The sequence below is a fragment of the Metabacillus fastidiosus NBRC 101226 genome, assembly GCF_001591625.1.
GTDB lineage: Bacteria > Bacillota > Bacilli > Bacillales > Bacillaceae > Metabacillus > Metabacillus fastidiosus.
Genome location: NZ_BCVG01000001.1, coordinates 23802 through 47834, shown reverse-complemented (window position 1 = coordinate 47834; position 24033 = coordinate 23802). Strand labels below are relative to the sequence as shown.

Below are 24033 nucleotides of genomic sequence, written 5' to 3'. Positions count from 1 at the left end.
TTACAAACTTGTTTTTATTATGTATACATATTAACTTTTTATGTTAGTTCTAAATGATAATTTGAATTAAAGATCGATAATTTTAAAAAAAGATTGATAATTTGTATTAAAGTTTGATAAAAACAACCTTTTCGGTATGATAGCCGTAAGAGGTTGTTTTTTTATATTTCTGAAAAATACAGTTATGAATGTTACTAAATATGGTCCGATATTTATTCGAATGGCTAGTTTACTTTAAATGAACCATTTAATGGAGGAAGAAACTTAAGAAAACCTATATTAAAGAATGAGAAGAAATTAAAAGGCTGTCGAGGACTTATCGACAGCCTAAGCTTTAGAAAAATGAATGACTTAATTTTATCCTATCTTGTAATTATTACCAAGGTTGTCTTGTCGGTCCAATTGTAAACTCATTAACGTTCGTATCTTCTGGCTGATCAATCGCGAATGCCACAACATTTGCCACTCGATCAGGTGTAATACCATATTGTTCGTACAACGCAGTCATACCTGCTGAAACATTCTTATCAGTAATCGTATCCAACAATTCCGTGTTGATCGCTGCTGGATAAATAGTGGCTGTGCGGATGTTAGTACCTTCTTGTGCAGATTCCATACGCAAAACTTCCATTAAATCACGAACAGCCCACTTTGTTGCGCCATAAACTGCACCACCCGGGTAAGCTTTAAGCCCCGCTACTGATGAAGTAGTGATGATATGTCCAGACTTTTGCGATGTAAATGTTGGCAATACCGCGGCGATACCATTCAATACACCTTTAATATTAACGTCAATCATACTGTTCCACTCGTCAGTTTTTAATTCAGAAAGTGGTGAATTAGGCATTAGTCCAGCATTCAAGAAGATTACATCGACACTACCAAAAGTGTCTTTAGCAAGTTGAACAAGCTGCTGATTATCATCTGGAATAACAACATTTGTGACGCGATAAGTAGCTTGTCCGCCAGCTTTTTGGATTTCCTCAGTCAATGCTTTTAATTTGTCCTCGCGACGGGCGCCCAAAACAATTTTAGCACCTTTACTGGCCAATAATTTTGCAGTTGCTTCACCAATTCCAGATGAAGCTCCAGTAATTATTACTACTTTGTTTTCAATTGTCATCTTCATTCCTCCTTCGTGACTATGTTTAGTCTAAACTATAGAGTTAACTCTAATGCAAGAGAGAATTTTAATAATTTTAGAGATCAGCTAACTAGCTCATTTTTCTTTTACAAGCACAATTATCATCTTAAAACAAACTCTCAAAGTTCTAGTTTATCTATTTGTTGCATACGGGAAAGCGTAAGCTATAAGGAAATAATAGAGAAAGAGCCACCTGTATTTTTTCATCTAAAATACGGGTGGCTCTTTCTATTAGTTAGTAATAGGGATTTCTATTTTGTTGTTTTTATGAATTTCTTCGGTTCCTGCTTCTAATGCCGTTTTGTAATAAAAGCATTTATGCTCGATAAGTTCCATTGTTTTTTTTAGTTCTTCAAACTGTTTATTCACTATAGCTTTTCGTTCCATAAACATGTTGAATCTTTGTTGCAACGTGGAATCTCCATCAATACACCAATCAATGAAGGCCTTTATTTCCTTAATTTGCATACCCGTGGATTTTAGACATTCAATTACTTTTAAAGCGTCGATATCAGTTTCTTTAAACAATCGAGTTCCACTGGCTGTCCGTTCCACAAAAGGCATAAGTCCCTCTTTGTCGTAGTAACGCAAGGTATACACTGTAAGATTTAATTCTTTTGCAACTTCGCTAATAGAATATGTCTTCAACTTTATCTTCCTCTCTTTAATATAGACCTCGAGTTAACTCTATTTTTCTGAAGGATTCTATCACAGTACATGTTGTATGTCAAAACTTCTTAAGGAAAGTGAAAATTCGGATTAGGAAATACTTACTCTAAAAAAATGAAGTTAGCTTAAGGCTATAAATGAAAAATATAAATATAGGTTTGTTTCTTGACCTAGAGTTAACTATAGGGATTAACATTGTTTTGCAGGGGAAAAAGTAAGGATAGAAATAATTGAGGGCGAAGATTAACCTGGCTGATTCGCTTACCTAATATAAGCACTTTCCCTTGAAAAGTATAAATTATTGATGGAGTTGTTGTTGAAGGGGTTATAAAGCCATATAGAAAGGATCATACCGATGGACATACATGATTTTTTAGCGCATTTGAACCGAGGTGAAGCCGTTGAAGGCGGCTCAGAATTACACAAATTGATGCACACTATCTCACAAGAAGCATTAAAGCTTACTGCTGAACTGAACGGACATTACCATTCTCCAGAAAAAATTAGGGAGTTGTTTTCCAAGTTAATTGGAAAGCCAGTAGATAATACATTCTCGCTGTTTCCCCCTTTTTATTCGGACTGCGGGAAAAACATCTCTGTGGGCAAGAATGTCTTTATTAATTCAGGCTGTCGTTTTCAGGATCAAGGCGGAATAACAATTGGTGATGGTGTTCTGATTGGGCATAATGTCGTATTAGCTACCCTTAATCACGATATTAATCCGAGAAAACGCAGCACCATGTATCCTGCCCACATTGTGATTGGTAAAAATGTCTGGATTGGTGCAAATGCTACGGTAGTACCTGGTGTAACTATTGGTGATGGTGCTGTTGTTGCAGCCGGGGCGGTTGTTACTAAGGACGTACCTGCTAATGTAATTGTAGGAGGTGTACCTGCAAAAATTATAAAAAGTATCGAAATTAGTCAGGAGAATTAATAAAGCTATTATGACTCCTTTAGAAAATTACAAAATGACTTTAGTTCAATAAGAGAGGGCAAAACTTATGATTATCAAAGACATGAAAGGCACCATTTTATTTGATGCAGGAGAACCAAACCCGTATTCTCAATTTTTCATTGGGAAAAGTTATTTGAAAATGCTCACACCTGAACCAAATGCCATCGGGAACGTAACTTTTGAACCAGGTTGCCGTAATAACTGGCATTCTCATGTTGGTGGACAATTATTGCTTGTTACAGCTGGTGAAGGTTACTATCAAGTTGAAGGGCAACCAGCACAACGCTTAAAAGCAGGGGACGTGATAAACATTCCAGCTGGTGTAAAACATTGGCATGGTGCCACAGATGACTCATGGTTTGTTCATTTAGCTGCTGTAGGTGACCCAAGCAAACCAGAGACTGAATGGTTTGAGCCTGTAAATGATGAACAGTACTCAGAAGCAAATAAGGTGAAATAAAAAATTAGGCACCAGGGTTTCAACTCTGACGACTTTATAGAAATAGGATTTCGAAGAGTTTGAATCAAAGGGAGTAACAGAACCGATATACGTAACGAAGTGAAGATTGATTTCAGTGGCAGAAAAGCAAAGGTAATAGCTAGGAACAGAAAGTGTTTGAAGAAATGTACTTTAACTATAGGGAGCATTAGTTTAACTAGAGTTAGGTGGTTTTTAAGAACGAAGATAAATCAAAGTTATTCCATTAAAGGGCGCGTTTGTGGAAGAGCTAATCGCAGAAAATGATCAAACTTTTTTACAAAAGTTGTGAAATACTTCACAAAAAAGAACCCGTTTTGATCAATCTTTTTTTCAAAACGGGTTCTTTTTAGTTATGAAAGATGTGGGTTTGTGAGGTGTTTTTGATCAAACTTTATTTTAAAGCTACACTAAATTCTTGGCTACTTGTTGACCAAGAGGATCTGGTATAATACCATCATTTTTCATACCATCTTCATACCAATATTGAACCGTTTCATAATACTCATCGATTTCCTCCTGGCGTAAACCTAAACTTTCCGGTGATCGAATAGATTTTTCAATACGAAATCTTGTTTCCAAATCAATTTCTTTATTCTCAACCATTTTGTCAAGAATAGATCGACATTGTTCAACTGTATGCTTTTTAGTTTTACTGTTTCTTAATAAAGTTAAAACATGGCTATATTGACCTTTCATTATCGGAGTAATTATTTCAGACTTTTCATTTGTAGTAATTGCTTTAATCTGTGCTCCAATTGGGAGACCATTTGGTTTATTGACAACTCTAATTTGGTTATTTTTACTACTTAGAGAGTCATCATGAAAAATCACACTGGAAATGATATATTTTTCAATAGGTTCAAGTAACTTTACTACTCCGATATCGTGATTAGTGTGCTGAGGAGCATATAATGGTGGCATAAGCTTTGCTGTTTTGGGAAATCCCAAGCCTAAAATTTTTATTTTATCTATCTCTTTATCTGAAAGTTTCCTTTTACCTTCTTTTATCCACATATAAAGTTCTTTTCTAAATTCTTTATTTTCAGTTGTTTTTCGTACGATGAATGCTTCAAATAATAAACCGGCAATTGAAGACATAGAACGCGATAAGTTAATTTTAAACTCTCCATTAACCAATTGACATGCACCTGATTCAAATATATCTCCTATTAAATCTTTCCCATAGAGCTGTTTTAAAAATTTCTTGCGATCCTCTTTAGGGAGCATTTTTAAAGAAAAGCTATTTGGAACGGCCTCTATGTTTAATGTAATCAACATTGGCATTTGCTTTCTATCTTTTTTCATAAAAAATCTACTTCCTTTCATCTTTAAAGGCAACTGAGAAATATGTTTTAATTTTATTCCCATATCAAGTTGAATACTAGTAATAACACTAAACAGTATTTCATATAAAAAAGAATCCATTTTCTTTACTAAGGACTCTTTTATAGGAAGTATCATTATTTAATTCGATAAAGTGTAGGTCTTCTGCTTTTTTTCTTACTGTCAGTCCTAGATTGATTGTTAGATAGTTTTAAATATAATTCCATAAGAATTAGAGACAAAGGCTTGGAATACTCAATAAATTCCTTATGGCTGATTCTATGTTCTATATGGTCAAGCATTAACTTTTTGTTGAGAATATCATGTAATTCCTCATAATTAAAGTCTTCTACTCCCTTTATTGAGACTTGGTTTTCCTTTTGTTGCATATTAGTTATACTTGAGTTTGCAGCTATATGGTGAAAGGGAGTTTGTATTGCATTTTTAAAAATAATAAATTCTTTACTATCAAGAAGCTGATTTTCTCTATAATCAATATCTATCTTTTGCATGATGATTTTTTGTATTTGTGAATAAGATAGTATTTCATGTTCCTCTTTATTCATAAGGTTTGCATCTCCATAAGTAATATTTTATTAAGAAAATTGAAAAATAAAAACACCGTTAATCTAACTCTATCTCGAGATCAACGATGCTTCCATTACATGACATAAAATGTTGGGATGAGTATACAAAGCTCTAAAACTATTATATAGAATTAATTGGAAGATCTCAACAACTTACACTAAAATATATATTTTGCGAGTTTCTTATGATAAAATAGATATATAACTTTTTAAGATTTTCTGTTTCACCTACGCAGGAGAAACTTCAATTACACTCAATGCGCTTTTCTGAAAGTGAACAACAATCAATGCTGTATTTACAGTCTGTTGTTGGTTTTCAGAAGAGCGTTTTTTTTTGCTTTTCAATCCAAAAACTTTTTAAGGAGGGGTTCACATGTTTATACATAGAACTCATAGTAATGGCCTAGCAAGATATGCTGTAAAGACAGAAGATAATAAGGAATTAGCAAGTATTAGTATTGAGGATGGTCGATATCCGGGGTATACCTTTATTCCTGTTATTGTCGATCTAAATGGGGAGAACGATGGATTAATCTTTTTACTAAACTGGATGACAGTTAATATTAAGTCACCGCTTGGAGCAACCATTAAATATCCTTTGTTATTGGAGTATGGATTTAAGCATTTTAAGAGTGGCTTGATTTGGAATTTTCATCGATTGAATGATTCCAATAATGAGATTCCTGAAGTGCCGGTGGTGATTCATACATGACACCCGCTCTACTGCCTATAGAACAAGAGGCAACGAAGGTTAATGTGCAAAAGCAAAAGTGGAGTTATTCGCGTCTTTCCATGTTTGAAGGGTGTGAACGACAATATTTTTATAAGTACATTTTAGAATTACCATATCCATCAAATCCTCCAATGCAGAATGGAAAGATTTTTCATACTGGAATTGATTTGATGATAAGAGAAGGTTATTCTCCCTCAGAGTCATTGTATTATGGAATGGGAGTTAACGGTGGACTTCCAGTAGGAGAGAAGCCTTATCATTTTATCAGTATGTTAAATAAAGCATACGATCGAATACCGCAGCTTGAATATGCTGAAATTACATCTGAACTACATCTTGAAGTGAAGACGACTTTAGGCATTGTCCAATGCTATATAGACTTGCTTATTGATGATCCTTCAAATGACGTATTAGAAATTTGGGATTGGAAAACAAGTTGGCATTCTTTTGCTGCGGATACTCATATACAATTAGCTCTGTATGCTTGGCTTTTAAAGCAAACTAGAGGGTATGTCGGATCTACTTTTAAAGGTCGTCTTATTTTTCCTAGATTGGGAATAGAAGAAGACAGTGAGGTTGAATTTACCGAAGAAAAGTTGAATGAAGCTAAAACCTGGTTAGTAACACAAATCACCAAGGTCCAATCAAAAGACCCTTCTAATATCGAAGACTGGGAGATGTGTAAAGACCGAACTAAGTGTGATTATTGTCCATTTGCTGCAAGATGTGCTGGGGGATTATTAGATGGCTTACCAAGTACCGGTGAACCGAAGTCTCAAGAAGAGGCAGAGTTAATTGGTTCTTATATTCTTGCACAGGAGGCTGCTTTAAAGAAAATGAAGAGCGGGATCAAAAAATGGGTGGAAAATCATGGTGAGGTACCAGTTGGCTCAGGAAAATGGACAGTCCAACAAGGTAATCAGAATTTTAAATGTGAAGATGTCGAGACATTAATTGATTATGCAAAAAGACAAAAGTTAGATGTCAAAGAAGCAGTAAAAGCTAATACTGCAATATTATCTAAATGGCTAGATGAAGATGACACAGGAGAATTGAAACAAATTATCACTTCTACTAAAGGACGTAAATCATTTAAATACGTTAATTAGTTAAAAGGTATGATGTTAAAGCATCATACCTTTTTATTTTTGAATATGCCGGCTGGTTGTATATCAAAAGGTGAGTGAGCTATTTGAAATGTTATAAGTAGTTAAAATACGAAACAGTTATTTCATTTCGGAGGAGATTAATTTTAGAAATATCCTTACTGTTTTAAATTAACCTATTGTATAGATGAATTTTATTTTGGATAAATTAGCAGTATTGCAAATAAAAATGATAAAATTAATGTACTAATCATAAAAAAGAGGATATTTTATGATTAATAAGAATAATTATTACTCCTTATCTTAATATTAATGGATTTCTTTTAGAGTATTAAAAGTAGAAGGAGGGGAAATCATGAAATATGAAAAACTGAGTAAAATTTTTTATAAAGATGAATTAAATTATAAAGAGGAATATGCAAAACGGTTTAATGGGTATGGAACTTATCGAACTAATTTGTTTATAAAACCGGTTATTAAAGGTAAATACGCAGGGGATTCAGTAGAACTATTTATCGTAAATACAGATGGATTAATGAAATTACAGGAAGAGATCTTACTAAATAGTTTTCAAATTCGGGAAATGATAAAATCAATGCCTAAATTTGCAGTAAGATTTTATTTTGAAAAGCTATTAATCAATGAACTCCAAAGTACGAATGAAATTGAAGGTGTTCGTAGCACAAAACAGGAACTTTCTGAAATTCTATCACTTATTAATGAAAATAGAGAAAGCAAGAATAAACGATTTACTGGGTTAATGAAGACTTATAAATATATTGGTCAGATCAACGATTTTGAAAAAATTGAGGATTTTAGAAAGCTATATGATGATATCGTTTCTGATGAAGTAGACAGTAAATCACAACCAGATGGTGAACTATTCCGTAAAGATGTAGTAAGTATTACAGATGGTAGTAAAATTACGCATGTTGGTGTATATCCTGAATCGAATATTAAAGATTATTTAAATAGACTTCTCATCTTTTTAAATACATCAGATACTCCAGATTTATATAAATACATGCTTGCACATTATTACTATGAATATATACATCCTTTTTATGATGGTAATGGACGGACTGGACGTTTACTTGTGTGCAGCTATGTTGCAAAGAAATTAGATGAATTTACCGCAGTTTCCCTGTCCTATACAATAAATCAAGATAAACAGAAATACTATAAAGCCTTAGAAGAACTTTCTCACCCTATGAATAAAGGGGAAGCAACCTTCTATTGCCAGTCTATGCTTGAAATATTAAAGGATGGGCAAGAATCATTAATTGAAGACTTAAGCTTAGGCTTAGCAAAAGTTGAACGAGTTCGTAAGTATGTAGGAAATCTTGAAAGTTTAAGTAGAGATGGAATGAGTATATTAGGATCATTACTTATGATTCATGTATTTGTCGGTGCTGATCGTGTCTTTACAAATGCAGAAATACAAAAAAATGTAGGACTTTCTCGACATAAGGTAGATAAAATTCTACTAGAGCTGGAGAAAGAGAAAATTGTTAAAAAGATTAAAGATAGACCGACTACCTATGATCTTGAAGAAGCTTTTATCAATAAAGTCTTTTTTGAATAAATAATTAGTAAACAAGATAATTGATAAAAAGATATAACATCAAAAAACCCCATGTAGTTTCCGCTACATGGGGTTCTTGTTAAAAAAATTTTTGCGTCTCAAAGCCAAAAACTTTTTTAAGGAGTGACTACAACTTAACATGATTAATAGTTGCTGTCAATTTTAATTGTCCTATTTTAAACCTAAGAAGGTTTTCTTTTTGACTGAAAATCAATAATATTTCCATTGTTTTTCTTCTTTTTTCTCATTTGATTCTTTACTACTTTTTGCTTTTCCCATTCTAGTGATTTTTGTTGATAATGGGCATCCATGTCATCAATCCATGTTGGTAATTCTCTATATGGATAAGGATATGGAGCAAGAGCAGGATTAGTAAAATGAGTGATTGTATCTGGAACAAACCCATTTCTGTATAGATCCGTATACCGTTGTCTTTTCTCTCTTTCTGCTTCCCAAGCGGCTAAAACAGTTTGTCCTCTATGATGATCAATAAAAAGCTCTCTCCAGCGAACAAGTGGTTCGGGTTGTGAAAATGTTTGTGTTAAAACCCTATCCATTTTTGCGTATGTCATATCAAAGTATGCCTGCATCTTCATGGCAATGTATAATGAAAAATAGATAACAGCTGGTAATGTGAACCTTTCCCATCCATTAATCCAGTTTGATAGGTCTGTAAAGCAAACAGATGAAAACCAGAAAAATACGATTGTATAGATCAATATGGTCTTTACAAGTTCTTTTATCCCAATAACTCTCCATAACGGTAGTCTTTCATAAGGAGTATCAGATTGATATTCTGCATTGATATAAATTCTGTCCCTAAAGAAATTAATAATCATTTGATAAAAACGATTATCAATTGTTTTCTCTATTTTTGAAGAAACACTCTGAGGTGGATTGATGAGATAAAAGAATAAGATAGGAGGCACATAAGGTGTATTAGCCCATCGTTCAATCTCGGAGAAAAAGCGATTTCTTCGAATTAATTCCATTGTCTCATACTTCACTTCAATAATATTTTTACTACTCATAAAAGTCGCGATACTAATTAGTATCCAATCCCACCATTCATAAATAACTTCATAAGCAACATACAAAACCTCATTATATAAATCAAAAATAGGAATTCCCGCTAAGCTTTGAATAACCCATGAAATAGGATAGAAAATACTCGCTCCTACTAGTAGTCTTTTCCACTTTATCATTATTCTCACTCTCCTTATAGATATAAAAAAAGCATCCCTTTAAATGGAATTTTGTTTTGAGAACAAAAAGACCATTCAAAAGAATGCATTATTAGTTGTTTCAAGAATTTTTCTCCCGCTTGGGTGAAAATAGAGAAATTAAGTCGATATACTGTCTATCATAGCACGATTTTAAAATAAGTTGCACCAAAATTAACTTTTAATGTTATAATTCTTTTATAAACTTTTTTATTAATCTCAACCTACGCAGGATGGGAAACTTAATTATAAAGCTCAATTTGAGTTACCGATTAAAAAGAATGCATCTTTAATTGGTGATTGAAATTGGGCTTTTTTTTGTCTCAATTTAACTTTTTTAAGGAGGAATTCATTTATGAAACAAAACTCTAACTCTGGCTATACCATTACTGGTTTCAGTAAATCTTTCTTTGGTTACTGTTCCAATTGGATATTCTGTGATTTAGGCAAAGGGGAATGTTTTTACAATGAAAAGGACCCTGAAGCCAAGTTTATCAAAGAAACAGAAAAGGCGGCCAATCTATTACTCAAACACAAGAATTGAGTGAATTTATTGAGCCGGAAGTTCTTTCTCCTCTAACTGATACAAATGAAGTGGTTATAGAGATAGAAGAAGAAAATGATGAGCCAAAACAGCTTACACTTTTTTAAGGAGGAATAGTCATGCAAATGACAATTAACGATTTTATATTTGAAAAGAAAGAGAAAACAATAGGTCCATGTAATGCTTTAATAGTCGATGGGAATAATTTATTAAATCGTGCTTATTATGCCACAGCATTAAATACAAGCCGTTTAAAGACATCTCCAGATGGTCGTTATGTCAATGGAGTGGAGCTTTTCCTTAAAATGCTGTTTAGATACAAGACAGAATTTAATATTACACATTTAGCTGTAATGTTTGATAAGGGTAGAGGATTTAGACAGAATCTATTTCCTAATTATAAGGGAACGAGAGATAAACAGCCGGAAGAATTAAAAGGGCAATTTCCAATTATAGAAACGATGCTGCATCGTGCAGGAATTCCAGTCTATTCTGATGAAGTTTATGAAGCGGATGATCTTATTGCCTCAGTTGCCTATCAGCTGCAATCGAATATGAAAGTGTATGTATTATCAAATGATAAAGATCTTTTGCAAATTGTCTCCGACCAAATTATTCAAATTTGCCGAGACAAGAAAGTAGATATACTCTTTGATGCAGAGAAATTTAAAGAGAAATATAATGGACTAGATCCTATTCAAATAATTGATTTAAAAGCTCTAAGTGGTGATAAATCAGATAACATACCGGGAATTCCTGGCGTAGGAGACACTGGAGCTTTAAAAATGCTTCACGAGCTTAGGAATTTAGAATCTATTATAGAGAATTTTTCTGCCTATAAAGAATTTAACCGTTATAAGAAGAAGATCGAAGAAGGACAGGAGTTAGGAATCCTTTCTAAAAAGCTTGCAACCTTAGTTACTGATCTTCCTGTTATAAATCATTCTGATGATCTTTTAGCTAAATGGGATGTAGAAGAAATTATAAGGTGTTGCCAAGAACTTGGGCTTACAACATTAATTAAAGAAATACGAGCAGAAAAGTATGCTATTTTAAAAATTAATATGGTAATATTTATACTTTTTTATTTCATGAGAATATTGTAACGTTTATGACATCGTGTTAGAATGAATGAGTCAAAATGAAGCGTTTTTATGAGAAGAAAGTATGAGGGATTGCTATGGCACAAGAACTGAATTTTTATTGGTTAATTGTTATTGATAAGGAAACGGGTGTTTTTCATAATGCTCAAATATTAGATAAATCTAAACGACCGATTAATGAGGTTCTTGCCAGATTTGAGCGAAAATTCCCTAGATATGTAGTAGTTGAGGGCGGAGAAGGATTAGAAAATCGGCCAGAAATTATAAGAGATTTACCACTAATTGAAAATTACTTATAAGTAAATCAGATAAAATAATACACTCGTCATTGAGTGATCGATGTTTAATTTAAAACATGGTCCTTAATGGCGAGTTTTTTTATGGAGGAAAACATGGATTTAGATAAATTTTGGACAGAAATGGATCAGTATGGAGAAGTAAGTATTGTTGGTGAAGATGTCTTTGAACTTATGAAAGTACTGATTTACTCATCAGCTGAGAAATTTGGAGATATTCGAGAGTTTGTCGAGAAAGTAGATAGAAAGACTATCGAACTTGCAATCGATGAAATACAGTACATTCCAACAATGGAGGCTGGTGATGAAGAACAAGAGCCTCATGAAAGGTATCATTTACATGCTAATGAGTTTCGAGAGGTGTATCAATTGAGATTTTTCCAATCGAAACTTTGGCATGATGCAAAACCTAAAAAGAAACGATTTTTTTAAGGAGTGTAAATGAAATGGATCTAGGTCAAGAAGAAAAAGGAAATATTATAGAAGCTCTGGAACGAGTATTAATGGCTAAAATTTTATTAACTCGAAGAGGGGTATACCCAGTAGCAAATGAATATTACTATACATTTGAACCATATAGTAATGGGTTATTTTATTCTATTCTATCAATGATTAACTTAGGAACAGGTTGGAAGACTGAGATTGTGGAAGAAGAGAATTCAAGCGATATCATAAAGGCAATTATTACAATTCCTGAATTAAAAGAAATTTTTGAGCTCTGCTCTAGGTTTACACCAAAGCAAGAAGCTTATTTTGATAATCTTTTAGAAAAGAATTTAGGCACTTTCTTTAGTGATTATGATATGTCTGAAATTCACCTAATGGCTTGTACAAATGGGACTGTAAGGATTCAAAGTGAGTATCTCTATGAAGGTTTATATGGCTTTTTAGAGCAAATGTTAGATTTACAAGATGAGCTTCAATTATTCGTTGAAGAAATAAGAAATATGAAGGCTGAGGATGGTGTAGCGTAATGGCTATAGTTGTGAAAATTGATGATACAAAACATGTAGAAGTAACAAAATTTGAAGGTGATTTACAAGTTGGAACACGAAAAATGTACTTGGATGATTATCTTGCATCAGTTTTAGGATCTATGAATGAGCAGGAGCTTTTATCATTTCTATTCTCTAAAGAATATATTGAAACTATTACAGAATATATAGAAAACGTTGAGGATAAAGAAGTATTTTCAAAAATAATGAAGTTAGTCTTAGATAAAGTAGAAAGGCAATCAGATTCACTTGAAACAAATGAATTATTTGTCTCACTCTTATATCAATTATTAGAGAGGATTAATTTACATGTCATTGATCCGAATTGGTTGAAAGATGTATTGCATGCTGTATTTAAGAATATTGATGATATTTCAGTTGATGTAACTGAATATCAACAGTTATTATTACTGCTTCTAAATAAAGCAGAGGTAAATGCAGAGATGTCGTCGTCCACTCTTTCCAAGATTTTAGACGTAGCATCTAATAAAGTGTCGATTACTGAAAACCAAGAAGAATTGAAGCAGTTATTTCTCTCCATTGCAGAGAAAGCAAAAGGTGATTGGATTGATAAGGTATTATCAACCGTTGCACCTAATCGAGTTTTATTCAATGGATTTATGCCAAAGAATGTTCTTTATTATCATAAAACGTTGAACTCTGAAGTAGTGGTAATTGATGTACCAAAAAATCAATTTAATGTGAAATTTCATGATGTCAATTATTCAAATGTTGGGCATCCTCGAATGTTATTTTATTTTAGAGTAATAAACCAACGGATTGCCAGTATTAAAATTGCATGTGTTAGGGATAAAATTATCAATGAGGAAACGCAATTGTATCTATATCCTTATTCGAATGTTTACTCTAATCATACAATTTGTTGGAGCTATGGACACTATGAGATAGATAGTTTAGAGAAGCTGCAGCATATTCCATATATTTTCTTAAGTACTCCAAATAATAGTCATATTAATTCTTATACTAGACAATTATTTGAAGACAATAGCGAGAAAGAATTCAATGATGAAGAGCTTAAGCCTTCAGACTATACATTTAAAGATTTTGTAGCGTTAGAACAATAGCATTGCTGTTGTTCTTTCTTTTTATAGTTTATTAAGGAGTCGATCATAATGATTGTTAAATACAATATAAAAGCGCGTCAGATTGAGCGGAAATTCCAACGTGAGATGAATAAAAAAGGCTATTATTTAACCGCTAAAGGACATGTTAATCATGTTATTAAGTACAACAAGAATAGTCTTACTATTGGTACCGAAAAGGGAGGACAATTCTCCATAAGCAGGGGCCAGTTAAGAAGGAGTCTTTCTTTTTTTATATTCAAAAGAACTGTAATAAGAAAAGATATGGAACTTTTCACGAATTATAGTTCCGCTCTTTTTGGAATATTAATTCGAATTTTTGAGAAGAATTCAAAGTTATTAGTATTAAGAAATGGCTCATTTCGATTATCTCTATTAGGAGTTAGATATTTTGCTTCGGGTGCCGAACGTGATCCGCAAGTATTAAAGCTATTGAAAGAAGTAAAAGGGCATTTTGTATTATTTAATTTCATTCAGATCCTGGAGTCTTCTTCATGTTGTATTAGTAAGTTATCACTCTATAACTTATATGCCTATATTGATAGTGGAGCCCATACCTTATTTAATCAGAAACATAAAAAAGGCAACCGCCAGGTAAATTTATTTTCAGATGAAGGAGAGGAAGAATTGATTCTTCAAGGATATGCGGACTTTATTAATAAACATAAAGATAATGAACGTATACTTGGTTTCTTCCCGCTTGATGTAATCGGAAATCCGGAAAGAACCCGGGAAAATTATCATAAATTAAAAACCCTAACTGGAAATGCAAATATTATTCCTGTATGGCAAGTGTCAGATACATTGGAGCAATTAGAACAGTTAGTGTCTAAAGAACACGAGCTTATTGCTATTGGGGGATTAATTCCTTTAATGAAAAAAGGATTGGCAGCCATTAGGGAAAGGGTAAAAGAAGTTTTTAATAAATTTCCTACATGTAATTTTCACTTTTTGGGTGGTGCCAATGAGTTATTAAAAGAGTTTAATTGGTTTTCTAGTGATAGTACAGCTTTTTTAAACGGCCGTAAGAGTCCATTACAAAGAAAAGTATATTTACCAAGCGGAGAAAGAGTCCTTGCTCCCTCTAATATGCAGGTGAAGGACGTTATGAAACAAAACCTAAAGTTTTTGGTTGGATTAGAAGATGAGAGTGATGATCGATTTACCATATTTGATTATTTTCCTTCGCTTTAAGCGCGCTAAGCAATGATTTTCACAATACTATAATAAAAGGATGGTTTAGCATGATCAATCAATTTATAGAGACTGTAAGAGGCCTATTAAACATGGAATTAGATAAAGTTTATTTTGTAAATTACGCTGCTGGCTACTGGTATTTTGACGGTAGCGATGGCGGTGAATGTCCGGAACAATACAAGTTTAGAGCGTCAATTGTTGCTGAAGGAGTTTGGTTGGAATATTATAGCGGGTGTGACGGATGGTTCAATTATGGATTGTTAGATGATAGTGACTTGAACTATCATGCAAATAATAAAAAGGTTAATATATAAGAGGTACTGACAATGGAATTTATTATTCGTGATGGTATGAGTCTAACACCTGGGGAAAAGGTGAAAGTATATTTCAATATTCGAAAAAATGGTTTTTCAATTGTATCTTTAGACAAGAATAACCCTAATAAGGGGAAAGTTGTTGCATATGCTTCAAACGTTATTATAAAGGATGCTATATTTCATTTAAACTTAAATACGCTGGCAGGCATTTTAGAGAAACAGTGCAAAGCAGTATATGCAACAGTTAAAGGAGTTTTTGTTGCTGCTGCTGAAATGGATAATAGTAGTCATAGAAAAGGATATTGCAACCCATATAAAACAGGAAAGTTTATTGATTGGGAAAGTGGCGATGAATTGAAAGAAGCTGAAGAAGTTTACTTTTATGATAAATACTTTAGTTATAGATAACAGTCTATAATAAAAGCATAAATAATGAAAAGATGTAGAGAATTTTTCTACATCTTTTTCTAATTAATATAAAACTATTAAAATGGTAAGCTGTTTTTTAATTCCCATTTCTCGAAAAAATGTTTAAATTTAGTTCCCTCAAAGTCATCTAAAGTTAATGGTGGAAGGTTTTTCTCTCGTCGATATTCCTGATATTGATCGATTCTTTTTAATAAACTCAATTCTCTTTGCTGAACTAGTTCATTAATTTCTTCTTTAGTTGATGGTTTCTCATATAACATCAACTTTTCATAATAATCGTAAACTTCCGTTATTCCATCTAAATTTCTTTTTGTAAGTTCACTTATATTTGACTCATAATTACCAATAACTAAACGATATAAAGAAGCTTCTGCCTCTTCAGCTTTGTACTCCGATTCAGCGAAATTTCCTTCAATTGCTTTTACGATATAGCCAGCTAAGTTTTCCATTACATCCATCTTCATAGCATATCTTAGGTTATCTTCGATATATCGAGGATGATACTTTTTAACAAATTCAATCGCTTTATCTTTTCGAACCTTTTTAGTAATCAATAGATTTAGTAGTTGTTGAATATCATAATCAGCAGCTTCCGGACTTATTTGTTTTAATTGATTTTTGGTATTTTTATATATATAAAAGATGAAAGAATCGATTCTTCGTCCAATTTTCTTATGTACTTCATAATCAAAACGAATATCCGTTTTCTCCTCAATCTCTTGTTGGGCCTTATCTAAAACTACTTTTTTGAAATTTTTCATTAATGTCAATTTATCATCAGGGATATTTAATTTTTCACGTAATTCACTTACTTTTATAATTCGCTTACTCCAGGGCTCGCGTTCCTTTAATAATTCATATATTCTCCACGAATATTCAGATTTTAATTGCAATACATTGAAAAGTTGATATTTTGTATATGTTTTTAAATCCAATAAATATTGTGCAAGATCTTCAGACAGTTTGATTCGTATAATACCTTGGCCGTGCATATAAGTGGCTCTTTGCACCCAAGTTATCTTATCCACTATCCGCTTATTTCCTTCTCCATGCTCAAAAATTAATTGTTTAGATTGAAGCCCATCAACTGCTTCTTCAATTCGCTTATAAAAGCTGCCTTCTGCAACTCCTATTAAGTTAGCTAACTCTTTAATTTGAATAGTATATGTTTTAAAGTCTGTATCATCTGGTTGTACAAGTGAAACAAGAGCAAAAATAATTCTTCTCTCAGTAATCGATAGATTTTGCTTCATGTTTATCAAAATATTGGATTGATTCACCCAGTAATAAGGACGGAGATCCGCTTCTTCAACAAATTCTTCATCAAAAGTTAATTGTTTTGGAAAATCTATACTTGTTGGCATAAGAATCATCCTTCACTCTCTATTTTTATTCACTATAGTACAAGTTTTTACAAGAATCTAGTGATTTTTTTTCTGAGTAATGAAGGAAACATCCTGATATTAAATATAGCTACTGAAAAGTGGTTTTAAATACACAGTTCAAATATTTTATGAATGATATGTCTATGTAAAAGTGGTTTGGAAGTGGGGGACTACAGGATTTTATATTATATATAGCTATCTTAAAGTGGTCAGAATGAATAACTATTAAGTAATTATGTCTACTTAAAAGTGGTTTAAATTTTTTTTTTCTTTTTATGCAAATAAAAAGCTAGAAAAGGGTACAATTTATTAGTTTTTTTACATATAACTCCATTTTTAAGCTATCAACCACTTTTATATAGCCATATTATAGCTGTATTCTTTCTAAAATAATTAGTGACCACGTTCATATAGCTATATAACCACTATCCACAAGCTATATCATCACTTTCTCATAGCTATATGACCACTTAAAAGTAGCCCTATTATCACTTTTAAGTAGCTATAAATTCTCTCAATTCCTTGATATCACTGGGATTAGAAAAGGTATAAACAAATAAAAACAAATAAACAATATATAAACATGTTAAACATAGACTAATTTTTTAATGGTATATATTAAGAGTTTCACATCTTTACTTTTAAATTTAGGAATGATAAGGTTAATTTATAAATTTTCTATTTTTAACTCATCCTACGCAGGAAGAGCTTACTAATTTTTAGAAATGCACTTTTTTCAAAGTGATTGATTTTAATTCTGCACTTATGCAGTAATCAATCATTTTGAGAGAGGTGCATTTTTTTGTTGCTCTCAAAACAATTTAACTTTTTTAAGGAGGAATTATTTATGAATACTATTAACTTGGTTCAAGAGAAAAAAGTGGGAAAGAAAAAATCTTGGTTTAATACATTATTGAATCTTTTACCTTTAAGAAAATTAGAATGTAAAGAATGCGATACTAATTCAACTTTAGGACTTGGTAACATAAGGCACTCAAAAAAGAACTATGAAGGTCCATTTTGTCCTAAATGTGGGAGTAAGATTAATATTTCAATGCTGTTCTCTAAAAAGGAGAAATCTTCATGAATAAAATTGAATTTAATCCAACAGTGACAAAAAGAATTGTAGAACAAGATCGGTATCTAACTTTCATCTTTAATGACTTATTAAATAAGAATCCCATTGAGGAAGAGACATTCATTTTAAAAGTTCTCTTTAATTCAAATGTGTTAGCAAATAGAAAGTTAGAAAATCAATATGTAGATGAATTCAGTAAAGAAGAAAAGTCTAAAATTATGATTTAATCGATACAGATTAACAATCCAATGATTAATAGTTGTTTGAATAAGTGTAAAAGAAATAGTCTTTAAGATCATTGATCTAGAGACATTTCTTTTACCTTTTTTATTTTTTAATAATTAAACTTTTTTAAGGAGAAAATACAATGACTAAACTTAATAAAGAAAATAATGCTTGTAAAAACCATATTATCTTTTTTAGTGGTGGAAAAAGTAGTTTTGCTGTTGCAGATTATGTAAAAACAAACTTCCCAAATGATAATATTGTTTTATATTTTACAGATACTATGTGGGAAAGTGATGATTTATATCGTTTTATTTATCAGGCTGCTGATAGACTTGAATTGCCCTTATTAACACACAGTAAAGGGTTAAATCCATTAGAACTAATGTTTGAAAGAAAATTAGTTTTTAATAATATGATAGGGGATTGTTCAAAAATATTGAAAATTGAAGTTGCAAGTAATTATTTGAAGAAGGGAATTGTTCCTCCTATAGAGAAATGGAGGAATAAGCAGTTTCTAAAAAAAGATAATTTTATTGAAAATGCAACCTTATACTTCGGGATCGGCTTTGAAGAATTTCACCGGGCAGATAGTATTATTAAAAACTGGCAACCTTTCACCGTTGCTATGCCCCTAATTGATCACATAATTGATAATGATGAGATACTAAAAAAATATAATTTAAGACAACCAATTCTATATGACCATGGCTTTTCTCACAATAATTGCAATGCGAGATGTGTTAAAGCCGGTCATGGACATTATAAAAATCTTTTAAAGACAATGCCTGATGTATTCTATGAAATTATGAGACAAGAACATCATATTAAAATGTATGTTTCAGCTTATAGATATATCACAAATACAGATCTTCCAGAAGAGGATATTATTCCTGAAGATGTACAAGAAGTTATGTTGAGAGAGCTTGATGAAGCATATAGAGATTATTTTTATGGAAAAGCAGAAAAACCAAAGTTATTTATTCATCCAGCTGTTACTGCAGCACCAAAATATGCAGAAATAACACAATATTCCTTTATGAAAAAATCAAAAAGCGGAGTTGTAAAGCCATATCCAATAAGAGAATTAATGTTTGATGTTATCGGTAAACCATTTGACTCTTATGGAGTGAAATTAGGAGAGGCCCAGCAATTAACTATCTTTCAATTTTTAGAGAGTAAACCGAAAATTGATGACTTCGATATTGGTGGTTGCGGCTGCTTTGTAGACTATGACAATGCTTGTTCATTGTAGATAGGTCCATCGACTTCACAATATTATATATTTCCAAACAATATAATGAAACTGTAGAATAATATTCTTACAGTTTCATTATTGGTTAGATAACTTTATAGAACTTTAATTATTCACTATGTAATTTAATATAATTCTGACGTCAATGAATCTTCCATTGTATCCGTCTCTGCATTGTAATAAATCAAAAACTCCACATTACTATCTATTTTACGTACCTTAGCTGCATATTCAAATTTACTATAATTGCCCATATTATCATATAAAACATCGTATATTTCATAATTTCCATCTTTATAATTCTTTTCTAAATATTCTTCTGCCTGCTTAGTTACCTTTTCCATTTCAGACTTATCTGGTCTCATTTCTAACCAAAAAATTAATACAAAAATAGTGATTCCTAAAATAATGACTCCAACAGCAGCAAGTAAAATTTTTATTATCTTGTTCAAGGCAGCACCTTCTTTCTCCTTTATTATAGTGTCTTTATTGGTATTTATCACCATTTTTAAAACCATTTAACAGAGCATCTATTTAAAGAATAGAATATTTTTGCATTTATACGATGTAATTTAAATCATTATATTATATAATAAGATTATATTTACTTGATTAATTTCTTCTCACCCTATGCAGGGAGAGCTTTTATTACTTTATTTTAAATGCACTTTTCTCAAAGTGATTGATTATCTATCTGTGTACTTAACAGTTATCAATCTTTTTGAGAGAGGTGTATTTTTTTTTGTGTCTCTCAAAATCAAACTTTTTAAGGAGTGTTTTATTATGACAAAAGAATTATCTATTTTTGATATGGGTGTAGAAGATGATCTAAAAAAAGAAGAAAAGGAAGTAACTAAGAAAGCTTCTACTTCATCTACTAATAAACCTAAAACTCAGCCAAAACCACAAGAAGAAACAAAAGTTACTGGAGAATGGACTATCCATTTTGCTACAGAAACATTTGAGGTTAGAGATTTTGTAGAAGAGGAAGATATTCCAGCTGAAGGTATATCTTTAGAGACCTTACGAGCTGAAATGGAAAAAGTCTATTTCCAATTTACAGCCTCACGAACATATTGGGATGTAGAAGAAGATAACAAACGTCTATTTCCAGAAGCATCTGGCGCAAGTAAGGGGGCATTTTAATGTCCATGATTTCTTACTTTTGGAATATAGCTGATTTTCTAAAAAAGAACAGAACGGGGATAGCAAAGGGAATATCCTATATTGCATCCTCAGATGGACGAATTTATGAGGTAAGAGAATCTAAGATTGGATCAATGGTTGCACGAACGAATCATATTCCTAAATTAGATGACATTACTGAAAAATTTCAATTTAACTTACCTAAAATACCAGGTCAGATCTTTCAACAAATGTATTCTTTCTTTACATATTTTTGTGAGCGATCAGATGTAGAAGTAATGCTTCAACTCTTTTACGATACCAAGGAAAAGGAATATATTTTAGAATGTCCTATTCAAAAAGTAAGTAAAGTACGGGTAGAAGCAGAACTTAATCCGAAATACTTAGGAAGAAACAGTCTACGGTATATTCAAGTTGCTCAAGTTCATTCTCATAATTCAATGAGTGCTTACTTTTCATCGGTAGATGATACAGACGAAAAAGCATATATGATCTATGGAGGTGCGACGTGTTTAGACATTAAAAGTGTCTAGCTGCTTAGTTAATAAGTAGTAACTTTTATTCTGAAAAGTCAAATGAGTGAGTAACGTCACGAAGGGCTTTCTATGATACTCCGATTAGCGATTGACAATAATCATGCCAATGGTTAAAAGCTCGGTGAAGTCGGTTGAGAGGTGTCGTAAATGAGAATTATTAATTCTCATACGAAAGTTGTTCAGAGGTGAATGATACACCCTATAGACCGGTAGTCCTTAAAAACATCTCATGGTTAGAATGGCAGTTTAGCCTGACGAATTTCCGAATGTAAGTGTCTAGAAGATCGAATTGTAGAAATGCAATTTCACACATGAAGTGTGGTGGTAGGGGTTTAGTAAGACTCTCCGTTATGAAAGACCCTAAGTTGTTACAGGCAACTTTGTTACTACAGGCGCAAAGGGAAAACCTAAAAGATGTAAAAGATGGGATAAGAATGAAGGAACGCGGAAAGCAGTAAACTCCAATGTTAAAGCGGGTTATAGCTGATAGGGAGGCTTCAAGGAAAACATTAAATGTATAACTTGAATTTATTACTGTGAGAGAGGTGGCACGAGCGTTGAAGTTTCTGTAATGGAGATGGAGCAACAGCCACTAGTCAGCCTTATGTTTAATTCGACTATAAACTTAATTAGTTAAATAGGGTTCGGGTATGACTAAGAGAATTTGTCTCCACAATCTCAATTTGAGGAGAAGATGACCTATTTATAGTCAAGACCATACCAAGAAGGTTCAGAAACTCAGAAATGCTGAATATTACGACATGCAAGGCATTTTTGATGAATTTTATAGGATCTCAGCAAATGGATCTAAACTCAATAACCTCATGGAAGTTATTACATCACGGGAAAATATTCTTCTAGCTTTTAGAAACATAAAGAAGAATAAAGGAAGCACAACGGCTGGTGTTGATGGCAAAACTATAGCGGAATTTAAAAATATGAATATTGATGAATTCGTAAGTATGATTCAGAAATCTTTTAGTAATTACACTCCCAAAGCAGTTAAAAGGGTTGATATTCCGAAACATCCTGGTAGCAATAAGACCAGACCATTAGGAATTCCGTGTATAAAAGACAGAATTATACAACAATGCATCTTTCAAGTTCTTGAACCTATTTGTGAAGCTAAATTTAGTGACAATAGTTATGGATTTAGACCAAATAGAAGTACAGAACATGCTATAGCAAGCCTATATAGAAAAGCACAAGTCTATGGTTTTCATTATTGTGTGGATATTGATATCAAGGGCTTCTTTGATAATGTCAATCATGCTAAGCTATTGAAACAAATTTGGTCTATAGGCATTAGAGATAAACAACTTATTAGTATTATTTCAAAGATGCTTAAAGCTAAGATTGTTCATAAGAATGGCTCTAAAGAATATCCAAGTAAAGGCACACCACAAGGCGGAATCCTGTCTCCACTGTTGAGTAACATCGTTCTCAATGAGCTAGACCAATGGATTGATAGCCAATGGCAAAAGTTTCCTGATCTCAAAGAAGTAAAATGCCAATATAACAAGAAGGGCACTAAAATTAGGAGTAGTGAATTTCGTAAATTACGGAAGTCAACCTCTCTTAAAGAGATCAATATAATCCGTTATGCAGATGATTTTAAAATTCTCTGTAAGGATTACGAAACTGCCTACAAAATGGATCTAGCTGTTAAAGATTGGCTAAAAGAACGATTAAAACTCGATGTCAACCCACACAAATCCAAGATTACTAACATGAGGAAGAAATCTACTGATTTCTTAGGGTTTAGAATAAAGCTCAACCTTAAAAAAGGTAAGTTTGTGATTAAAAGTAATATTTCCAAAAAAGCAAAGGCAAATATAATTAGAATGCTCAAAGAGCAGATCAAAGTCATGCAGAGAAGTACTTTGCCTAATAAAGACTTTGGAAATTACAACGCAAAAGTTATTGGTTTTCATAACTATTACAATAAGGCAACACATATTAGTATTGATATGGGACAGGTGGCTTTTAGCATCAAACGAACCCTAGCGAATAGGTTGAAACCTAAAAAATGTCTTGATCTAAGTAAGAAGAATTTTCTAATGAAGCAGTACGGTGACAGTGAGCAGTTGAGGACCGCTGTGGGTGGAAGAATTATTGCACCTATCGGTTACTGTAAGCATAAACACCCATTAGCTAAAGACGCTAGAATAAATAAATACACCCAAAGTGGTAGAGAAATTATTCACAAAGGATTAGGTATCAATAAATACATATTGAGCTACCTAATGAAAAACCCACTTCCTAATAAAAACTTAGAATATAACGATAATAGAATATCTTTATATGCTGGGCAACTTGGTAAGTGTGCAGTGACTAATTTACCGCTTGAGATTGGAGATATGGAAGTACACCATATTATCCCTTCTTCTATTGGTGGAGACGATTCCTATCGGAATTTAATCTTTATTAAGTCGGATGTCCATAAGTTAATTCATTCAACAAGAGAAGCAACGATCTCTTCTTATTTGAAGAAGCTGAATTTGGATAATAAACAACTTAAAAAGGTTAATGTTTTGAGGGAAAAGGCTGAGAATCTATCTATTATTGTAGCGTAATTAAAAATCTTCTAACTTTTGTCTTGATGAATTTACACT

27 protein-coding genes are annotated in these 24033 nt (G+C 32.3%); 20 read left to right on the top strand and 7 right to left on the bottom strand.

What is annotated here, in order from left to right:
- Nucleotides 1-376: 376 nt before the first annotated feature.
- Together BFA01S_RS00220 and BFA01S_RS00215 are read right to left on the bottom strand one after the other, a co-directional pair.
- Nucleotides 377-1123, bottom strand: coding sequence for an SDR family oxidoreductase (locus BFA01S_RS00220; protein WP_066224315.1), 747 nt, complete (start codon nucleotides 1121-1123; stop codon nucleotides 377-379).
- Nucleotides 1124-1375: 252 nt separating this feature from the next.
- On the bottom strand, nucleotides 1376-1792 hold the full coding sequence (locus tag BFA01S_RS00215) for a MerR family transcriptional regulator (RefSeq protein ID WP_066224313.1): 417 nt from the start codon (nucleotides 1790-1792) through the stop codon (nucleotides 1376-1378).
- Nucleotides 1793-2168: 376 nt separating this feature from the next.
- On the opposite strand from BFA01S_RS00215, the gene BFA01S_RS00210 reads away from it, so the two are divergent.
- Complete coding sequence (locus tag BFA01S_RS00210; RefSeq protein ID WP_066224310.1) at nucleotides 2169-2750, top strand: DapH/DapD/GlmU-related protein; 582 nt, start codon at nucleotides 2169-2171, stop codon at nucleotides 2748-2750.
- 73 nt (nucleotides 2751-2823) lie between these two features.
- Nucleotides 2824-3231, top strand: coding sequence for a cupin domain-containing protein (locus tag BFA01S_RS00205; protein WP_174521569.1), 408 nt, complete (start codon nucleotides 2824-2826; stop codon nucleotides 3229-3231).
- A gap of 423 nt (nucleotides 3232-3654) precedes the next feature.
- On the opposite strand, the gene BFA01S_RS00200 is transcribed toward BFA01S_RS00205, so the two are convergent.
- Together BFA01S_RS00200 and BFA01S_RS00195 are read right to left on the bottom strand one after the other, a co-directional pair.
- Nucleotides 3655-4713, bottom strand: a complete 1059-nt coding sequence (locus BFA01S_RS00200; RefSeq protein ID WP_066224308.1) for a hypothetical protein — start codon at nucleotides 4711-4713, stop codon at nucleotides 3655-3657.
- A complete protein-coding gene (locus BFA01S_RS00195; RefSeq protein ID WP_066224305.1) occupies nucleotides 4713-5141 on the bottom strand; it encodes a hypothetical protein in 429 nt (142 codons plus the stop codon). Before BFA01S_RS00195 ends, BFA01S_RS00200 begins: the two co-directional genes overlap by 1 nt.
- Nucleotides 5142-5535: 394 nt before the next feature.
- Between BFA01S_RS00195 and BFA01S_RS00190 the strand changes: the two genes are divergently transcribed.
- The 3 genes from BFA01S_RS00190 (at nucleotide 5536) to BFA01S_RS00180 (ending at nucleotide 8586) form a co-directional block, all read left to right on the top strand.
- Nucleotides 5536-5874 (top strand): hypothetical protein, encoded by a 339-nt coding sequence (locus BFA01S_RS00190; RefSeq protein WP_066224302.1) that lies wholly within the window; start codon nucleotides 5536-5538, stop codon nucleotides 5872-5874.
- Complete coding sequence (locus BFA01S_RS00185) at nucleotides 5871-7004, top strand: PD-(D/E)XK nuclease family protein (RefSeq protein ID WP_066224299.1); 1134 nt, start codon at nucleotides 5871-5873, stop codon at nucleotides 7002-7004. The genes BFA01S_RS00190 and BFA01S_RS00185 overlap by 4 nt, the downstream gene beginning before the upstream one ends.
- Nucleotides 7005-7356: 352 nt before the next feature.
- Complete coding sequence (locus tag BFA01S_RS00180) at nucleotides 7357-8586, top strand: Fic family protein (protein ID WP_066224296.1); 1230 nt, start codon at nucleotides 7357-7359, stop codon at nucleotides 8584-8586.
- A gap of 182 nt (nucleotides 8587-8768) precedes the next feature.
- Here BFA01S_RS00180 and BFA01S_RS00175 read toward each other — a convergent pair whose 3' ends face one another.
- Nucleotides 8769-9791, bottom strand: coding sequence for a hypothetical protein (locus BFA01S_RS00175; RefSeq protein WP_066224293.1), 1023 nt, complete (start codon nucleotides 9789-9791; stop codon nucleotides 8769-8771).
- A gap of 373 nt (nucleotides 9792-10164) precedes the next feature.
- On the opposite strand from BFA01S_RS00175, the gene BFA01S_RS00170 reads away from it, so the two are divergent.
- The 9 genes from BFA01S_RS00170 (at nucleotide 10165) to BFA01S_RS00130 (ending at nucleotide 15772) form a co-directional block, all read left to right on the top strand.
- Nucleotides 10165-10353, top strand: coding sequence for a hypothetical protein (locus tag BFA01S_RS00170; protein WP_066224290.1), 189 nt, complete (start codon nucleotides 10165-10167; stop codon nucleotides 10351-10353).
- Nucleotides 10354-10472: 119 nt separating this feature from the next.
- Entirely contained in the window at nucleotides 10473-11459 is a 987-nt protein-coding gene (locus tag BFA01S_RS00165; RefSeq protein ID WP_066224287.1) for a 5'-3' exonuclease, read from the top strand.
- A gap of 74 nt (nucleotides 11460-11533) precedes the next feature.
- Nucleotides 11534-11755, top strand: a complete 222-nt coding sequence (locus BFA01S_RS00160; protein WP_066224284.1) for a hypothetical protein — start codon at nucleotides 11534-11536, stop codon at nucleotides 11753-11755.
- A 93-nt stretch (nucleotides 11756-11848) separates the two neighbouring features.
- Nucleotides 11849-12184, top strand: coding sequence for a hypothetical protein (locus BFA01S_RS00155; protein ID WP_066224282.1), 336 nt, complete (start codon nucleotides 11849-11851; stop codon nucleotides 12182-12184).
- A gap of 14 nt (nucleotides 12185-12198) precedes the next feature.
- Nucleotides 12199-12726, top strand: a complete 528-nt coding sequence (locus BFA01S_RS00150; RefSeq protein ID WP_066224279.1) for a hypothetical protein — start codon at nucleotides 12199-12201, stop codon at nucleotides 12724-12726.
- Nucleotides 12726-13832 carry a hypothetical protein gene (locus tag BFA01S_RS00145; RefSeq protein WP_066224276.1) on the top strand — a complete coding sequence of 369 codons (1107 nt, stop codon included), beginning with the start codon at nucleotides 12726-12728 and terminating at the stop codon, nucleotides 13830-13832. The genes BFA01S_RS00150 and BFA01S_RS00145 overlap by 1 nt, the downstream gene beginning before the upstream one ends.
- Before the next feature lie 48 nt (nucleotides 13833-13880).
- A complete protein-coding gene (locus BFA01S_RS00140; protein ID WP_066224273.1) occupies nucleotides 13881-15044 on the top strand; it encodes a metallophosphoesterase family protein in 1164 nt (387 codons plus the stop codon).
- 50 nt (nucleotides 15045-15094) lie between these two features.
- Nucleotides 15095-15361 (top strand): hypothetical protein, encoded by a 267-nt coding sequence (locus BFA01S_RS00135; RefSeq protein ID WP_066224269.1) that lies wholly within the window; start codon nucleotides 15095-15097, stop codon nucleotides 15359-15361.
- Nucleotides 15362-15373: 12 nt separating this feature from the next.
- Entirely contained in the window at nucleotides 15374-15772 is a 399-nt protein-coding gene (locus BFA01S_RS00130) for a hypothetical protein (RefSeq protein ID WP_066224265.1), read from the top strand.
- A 77-nt stretch (nucleotides 15773-15849) separates the two neighbouring features.
- Here BFA01S_RS00130 and BFA01S_RS00125 read toward each other — a convergent pair whose 3' ends face one another.
- Complete coding sequence (locus BFA01S_RS00125; protein WP_066224262.1) at nucleotides 15850-17157, bottom strand: replication initiation protein; 1308 nt, start codon at nucleotides 17155-17157, stop codon at nucleotides 15850-15852.
- Nucleotides 17158-18025: 868 nt separating this feature from the next.
- On the opposite strand from BFA01S_RS00125, the gene BFA01S_RS00120 reads away from it, so the two are divergent.
- From BFA01S_RS00120 to BFA01S_RS00110, 3 genes are all read left to right on the top strand, one after another.
- Entirely contained in the window at nucleotides 18026-18265 is a 240-nt protein-coding gene (locus tag BFA01S_RS00120; protein ID WP_066224259.1) for a hypothetical protein, read from the top strand.
- Complete coding sequence (locus BFA01S_RS00115) at nucleotides 18262-18483, top strand: hypothetical protein (protein ID WP_066224256.1); 222 nt, start codon at nucleotides 18262-18264, stop codon at nucleotides 18481-18483. Before BFA01S_RS00120 ends, BFA01S_RS00115 begins: the two co-directional genes overlap by 4 nt.
- 140 nt (nucleotides 18484-18623) lie before the next feature.
- Nucleotides 18624-19736: a phosphoadenosine phosphosulfate reductase domain-containing protein gene (locus BFA01S_RS00110; RefSeq protein WP_066224253.1), complete on the top strand. Its 1113-nt coding sequence runs from the start codon at nucleotides 18624-18626 to the stop codon at nucleotides 19734-19736.
- A gap of 125 nt (nucleotides 19737-19861) precedes the next feature.
- On the opposite strand, the gene BFA01S_RS00105 is transcribed toward BFA01S_RS00110, so the two are convergent.
- Entirely contained in the window at nucleotides 19862-20254 is a 393-nt protein-coding gene (locus tag BFA01S_RS00105) for a hypothetical protein (RefSeq protein WP_066224251.1), read from the bottom strand.
- Nucleotides 20255-20519: 265 nt separating this feature from the next.
- Between BFA01S_RS00105 and BFA01S_RS00100 the strand changes: the two genes are divergently transcribed.
- The 3 genes from BFA01S_RS00100 (at nucleotide 20520) to ltrA (ending at nucleotide 23994) form a co-directional block, all read left to right on the top strand.
- The gene (locus BFA01S_RS00100) at nucleotides 20520-20882 is read left to right on the top strand and encodes a hypothetical protein (RefSeq protein ID WP_066224246.1); all 363 of its coding nucleotides are present in this window, start codon (nucleotides 20520-20522) and stop codon (nucleotides 20880-20882) included.
- Nucleotides 20882-21415: a hypothetical protein gene (locus BFA01S_RS00095; RefSeq protein WP_066224243.1), complete on the top strand. Its 534-nt coding sequence runs from the start codon at nucleotides 20882-20884 to the stop codon at nucleotides 21413-21415. Before BFA01S_RS00100 ends, BFA01S_RS00095 begins: the two co-directional genes overlap by 1 nt.
- Before the next feature lie 764 nt (nucleotides 21416-22179).
- Nucleotides 22180-23994 (top strand): group II intron reverse transcriptase/maturase, encoded by a 1815-nt coding sequence (ltrA, locus tag BFA01S_RS00090; RefSeq protein WP_066224240.1) that lies wholly within the window; start codon nucleotides 22180-22182, stop codon nucleotides 23992-23994.
- The last annotated feature ends 39 nt before the right edge of the window (nucleotides 23995-24033 follow it).